Consider the following 3,830-nt stretch of genomic DNA (forward strand, 5'->3'; position numbering starts at 1 on the left):
CTCCCGCCCCCGCCCCCCCCCCCCCGCCCCCACACCTGCGAGGCGTCAGCTGGTGCTTCTCTTCCTCTTCGTGGGGGGGGTGGGTGGTGGGGAGCGCGTCGAGCTGGTGGCGGAAGTCGGCGAGTGTGCGGCGGTGTTCGCGGTGTGCGTCGCGGGTGTCGATGATGCGGGTGGTGAGCTGGTAGAGGCCGATGGCCAGGGTGACGACGAGGGCGAGGCTGATGACGGCGGCGAGGCCGCCGAGGGCGGCGACGGTGGCGGTCTGGGTGGGGGTCATCGGGCGGCCCGTCCCTTGCGTCGGTCGCGGATGTCGCGGGCGGCCTCGCGGCCGGGGAGGACGGTGAGGACGGTCATGGCGGCGGCCCAGGCCCAGTCGCCGCGGTGGACGGCGAGGATGGCGGAGACGGTGAGGGCGAGGGTGAGGACGGTGGGGAAGACGATGGCGCGGAGGGAGGGTCTGGCCGGCATGCGGTGGCGGGCCTTTCGGGTGTCGGGGGTGATGCGGTAGCCGCTGCTGGCCAGGTAGAACTCGATGGTCTCGGCGGCGTCGGCGGTGTCGGGGCGCTGGGTGGGGTCGGCGGTGAGCCACCAGCTGTCCAGGGCGGCGGCGATGGTCTGCTGGGGGCCGGCGGGGTGGGTGGGCGGGTTGGTCATCGCTGCCACCTGACGGGGCGTACGCCGGTGTGGGTGTGGCTGGTGGTGCGGGTGGCGCGGGCGCGCCTGGCGGCGGGGCAGGTGCGGCTGGCGAGGTGCGGGCGGCGGAGGACTTCGCGTTGTTCGAGGGCGGGGCGCGCGTTGGTGAGCTGGCGGGCCCAGTAGGTGCCGTTGGTGTCGACGCGTATGGCCTGGTTGCCGGTGGGGTCGGGGTCGGGTTCGACGGCGATCGGCTTGCGGTTGGCGTCGGTGAGGCACCACAGGATGCGGGCGTGGCAGTCGGGGCAGGTGCCGTAGCCGTTGGTGGCGGGCGGGCGGGGTGTCGGGTACATGGCATCGGGTCCGTTCGGGTCAGGCGGTGGGTCGGCAGGTGGGGCAGAGTCCGGTGGGGAGGTGGGTGCGGCTGGGTTTCTGGCAGTCGGCGCATTCGTGCCAGGCCGGGCCGGTCCCGGCTGGCGGCAGGTGCACGGTGGCCAGTTCGGCGCAGGCTTTGCAGGGCTGGCCGGTGTGGGCGAGGAATCCCCAGTGGCAGCCGGTCATCTGGCAGCGGGACCGGGCGGGGAGGACGGCGCCGAGGAGCCAGCGGCCGGGGTCGCGGATGGTCTCGGCTGGTGTCCAGCGGCGCATGCGGGCGATCTGGTCGCGGATGTCCTCGGGCCAGGTCCCGGCGTCGAGCTGGGCGCCGATCTCGCGTCCGATCCGGCGGGCCACGAACGGCCGTACGCCGGGCAGGAGGTCGTGGACGGGTTCCAGGATCTGCCAGATGCGGGGGCTGAGGGTGAGCTGGGGTCCGGTGTACGCGGGCTGGGCGCCAGGCCCGGCCGGGCCCCGCAGCGCGGCCGGGACGACCGGGTCCACCATGCCGTCCCCCGGAGTGCTACCGACGGTATCCACAGGGTCGGTCCGGTAACTACCGGTGTCTCGCCTGCGGCGGAAGGAACCACCGGCCGGTCGGTTCCTTCGGAGGTCGTTCAGTTCATGGTCTTCCTTATACGCGGGGGATCCGTCACCAAGATCGGGACCCGATCCGTCACAGGGATCAGGAGCCGGGTCCGGCTCGGCGGCGGGGCGTACGGGGTCGTCGTGCACGGTGATCAGGTGGCGGCCCCGGTACCCGGCGCGCTTGTCCAGGGTGATCCAGCCGAGCGTGTCCAGCTCGGTCAGGAGCCTGGTCACCACGGCCTCGGCCAGCGGCTGCCCGGCGAGGCGCCCGCCGTGGTGGCGCAGCAGCTGGGCGAGTTCGGCGAGGGTGGGCTGGTGGCGGCGGACGATGACGGCGTGGCGCAGTCCGAGGTAGAGGCGGTGCAGGACGGGGCGCAGGCTGTCGGCGGCCCGGACCGGCCCGGACACGTACGCCTCGCCCGCATCGAGGTCGCGGCACCAGCGTTCGGCGGTCTGGCCGGTGCCGGTCACCTTGTGGGTCTGCCGCTTCGTGAACAGCTCCCGCACGCCGTCGGGGGGCGCCCCCCGGCCCCCAAGGCGCGCCCCGCGCTCCGGCGGGGACGTCGGCCACCCGAGGTAGGCGGGGATCTTGACCAAGGTAGCTGTGGGCCCCCGACGCCATCCGGCTGCGCGCGGCGCTGTACCAGGCGCCGAAGCCCGCCCGGGGGGCCCCCCCCCGCCCCCCCGGCCGCGCCGAGCGCTCGGCCGTCGACTTCGACCAGCCGAGGTAGGCGGCGATCTTCTCCATGGACGCTGTGGCCCGCCGACGGTGCGAGAGCGCCTTGACCTTGCCGTAGAAGTTGGTGTCTCCCGGCGCGTACGCCTCGGCGTCGGTGACGACGCGCAGCGGGTAGCGGACCCACTGCCCGCGCGCAGCACCACCGGCCCCGCCGCTGCTGCGGCGGGGCTCGGCGGCGGGCGCGGACAATGCAGCCATGGATCAGCCCGTGAGCTTCCGGGCGTGGGCAGCGATGCGCTCGGCAGTGATCCGGCGGACTTCGTCGGCGTCTCGCCAGTACTCCGGGTCCTCAGGGTCGGAGCATTCGGCGCGTTCCTGTGTCGTCGGCACGTCCCGGTACGGCGGCGGCCACGCGTCGGCGGCCGGCTCCTCGGCCGGGACATACCCTATGGCCTTGGGCAGGATGTACACGGGGTGCAGGTGGTTGCTCAGAACGCCCGGGACCTCGGACAGTTCCCCGGCAGCGAGCATCTTCCGCGTGGCCTCCAGGACGCTGTTGCGGGAGGCGCTGGTGCGCTTCATCAACCAGGTGCTGCCAGCGACCGCCCACAGCTCCGGGCCAGTAGCCGCTTCGGCTATGGCGAGCATCACCAGCCGCGCCACGCCCTTGGACTGCGAGTGCTCCCACACCCAGTCACGTGCTTCGTCGCTCATGTGCTGTTCTCCTTCAGGTCGTTCTGATGTGAGGTGCCATCACACCGGTCGAACCAGTGCCTGAAAACCGGGGCCCCGGACGGGAAGGGCATGTCAGGCGGGTGGGTCGTCGGGCAGCGGCGCCAACTGCCCTGCGGGCAGGTCACCCACCGGACGCAAGACGGGCGGGCCTCGTACGGGGCCCGGCCTGGGGGATGGTGAGGGTCAGCGGGCGGACGATGTCCTTGGGCTGCCAGGTGTGGATGTCCGGGCGGGAGACGAGTCCGGCGTGCTCCAGCTGCGTCAGGCTCTGCCGGACGATCCTCGGGCTCATGCCGAGCTGGGCGGCCAGCCGTCCGGTGTCCGGGACGTCGGGGGCCATGTGGCCGGTGGGACCGGCGAGGTGGGCCAGGCCCCACCCGAGGAGCCGGGCGTTGGGGTGCGGGAGCGCGGTGGCGATCAGGGCCTGTTCCCACCGCTGCCGGTCGTACCCCGGCATCGGGGTGGCGGCCGGCGGCGCGGTCCGGCTCGCGGCGATGTCACGCGGAGTCGGGATGGTCGTGGTCATGGAGTGGAGTCCTCACGATCGGTGCGGGAGCCCGGACAGGCCCGGGCGTGGGTCTGGCTGATGTGGGCGGTGAACTGGGCGACCTCGGGGGCGCCGAGTGCCTCGTACACACAGCCGTGGCGGCAGGTGAACCGGGCCTCGGGCGGGCGTCTCCAGCCGGAGCCGGGCCGCCAGTCCCCCAGGCCGATCCAGAGACCGAACAGCCCGGCAGGCGGCCAGGCGGGGGTGGGGGGGGGCGCCCCCCCCGGGGGGGGGGGGGCGGGCCCCGCCCCCCCCCACCCCCCCCCCACCCCC

At 74.0% G+C, this 3,830-nt stretch carries 6 protein-coding genes; all 6 read right to left on the reverse strand.

Annotation, left to right across the window (positions count from 1 at the left end; genetic code table 11):
• Positions 1 to 277, reverse strand: a 277-nt coding sequence (locus ACFXAZ_RS38455; protein WP_384601391.1) for a hypothetical protein, incomplete at its 3' end; no start/stop codon positions are given.
• On the reverse strand, positions 274 to 654 hold the full coding sequence (locus tag ACFXAZ_RS38460; protein ID WP_384601394.1) for a hypothetical protein: 381 nt from the start codon (positions 652 to 654) through the stop codon (positions 274 to 276). The genes ACFXAZ_RS38460 and ACFXAZ_RS38455, both read right to left, overlap by 4 nt.
• On the reverse strand, positions 651 to 986 hold the full coding sequence (locus tag ACFXAZ_RS38465) for a hypothetical protein (protein ID WP_384601397.1): 336 nt from the start codon (positions 984 to 986) through the stop codon (positions 651 to 653). The genes ACFXAZ_RS38460 and ACFXAZ_RS38465 overlap by 4 nt, the downstream gene beginning before the upstream one ends.
• A 19-nt stretch (positions 987 to 1,005) precedes the next feature.
• On the reverse strand, positions 1,006 to 2,103 hold the full coding sequence (locus tag ACFXAZ_RS38470) for a hypothetical protein (protein ID WP_384601400.1): 1,098 nt from the start codon (positions 2,101 to 2,103) through the stop codon (positions 1,006 to 1,008).
• Positions 2,104 to 2,536: 433 nt separating this feature from the next.
• Positions 2,537 to 2,989, reverse strand: coding sequence for a hypothetical protein (locus ACFXAZ_RS38475; protein WP_384601403.1), 453 nt, complete (start codon positions 2,987 to 2,989; stop codon positions 2,537 to 2,539).
• Positions 2,990 to 3,131: 142 nt separating this feature from the next.
• Positions 3,132 to 3,536 carry a hypothetical protein gene (locus ACFXAZ_RS38480; RefSeq protein ID WP_384601406.1) on the reverse strand — a complete coding sequence of 135 codons (405 nt, stop codon included), beginning with the start codon at positions 3,534 to 3,536 and terminating at the stop codon, positions 3,132 to 3,134.
• Between the last annotated feature and the right edge of the window lie 294 nt (positions 3,537 to 3,830).

This window comes from Streptomyces sp. NPDC059477, assembly GCF_042749375.1.
Lineage (GTDB): Bacteria > Actinomycetota > Actinomycetes > Streptomycetales > Streptomycetaceae > Streptomyces.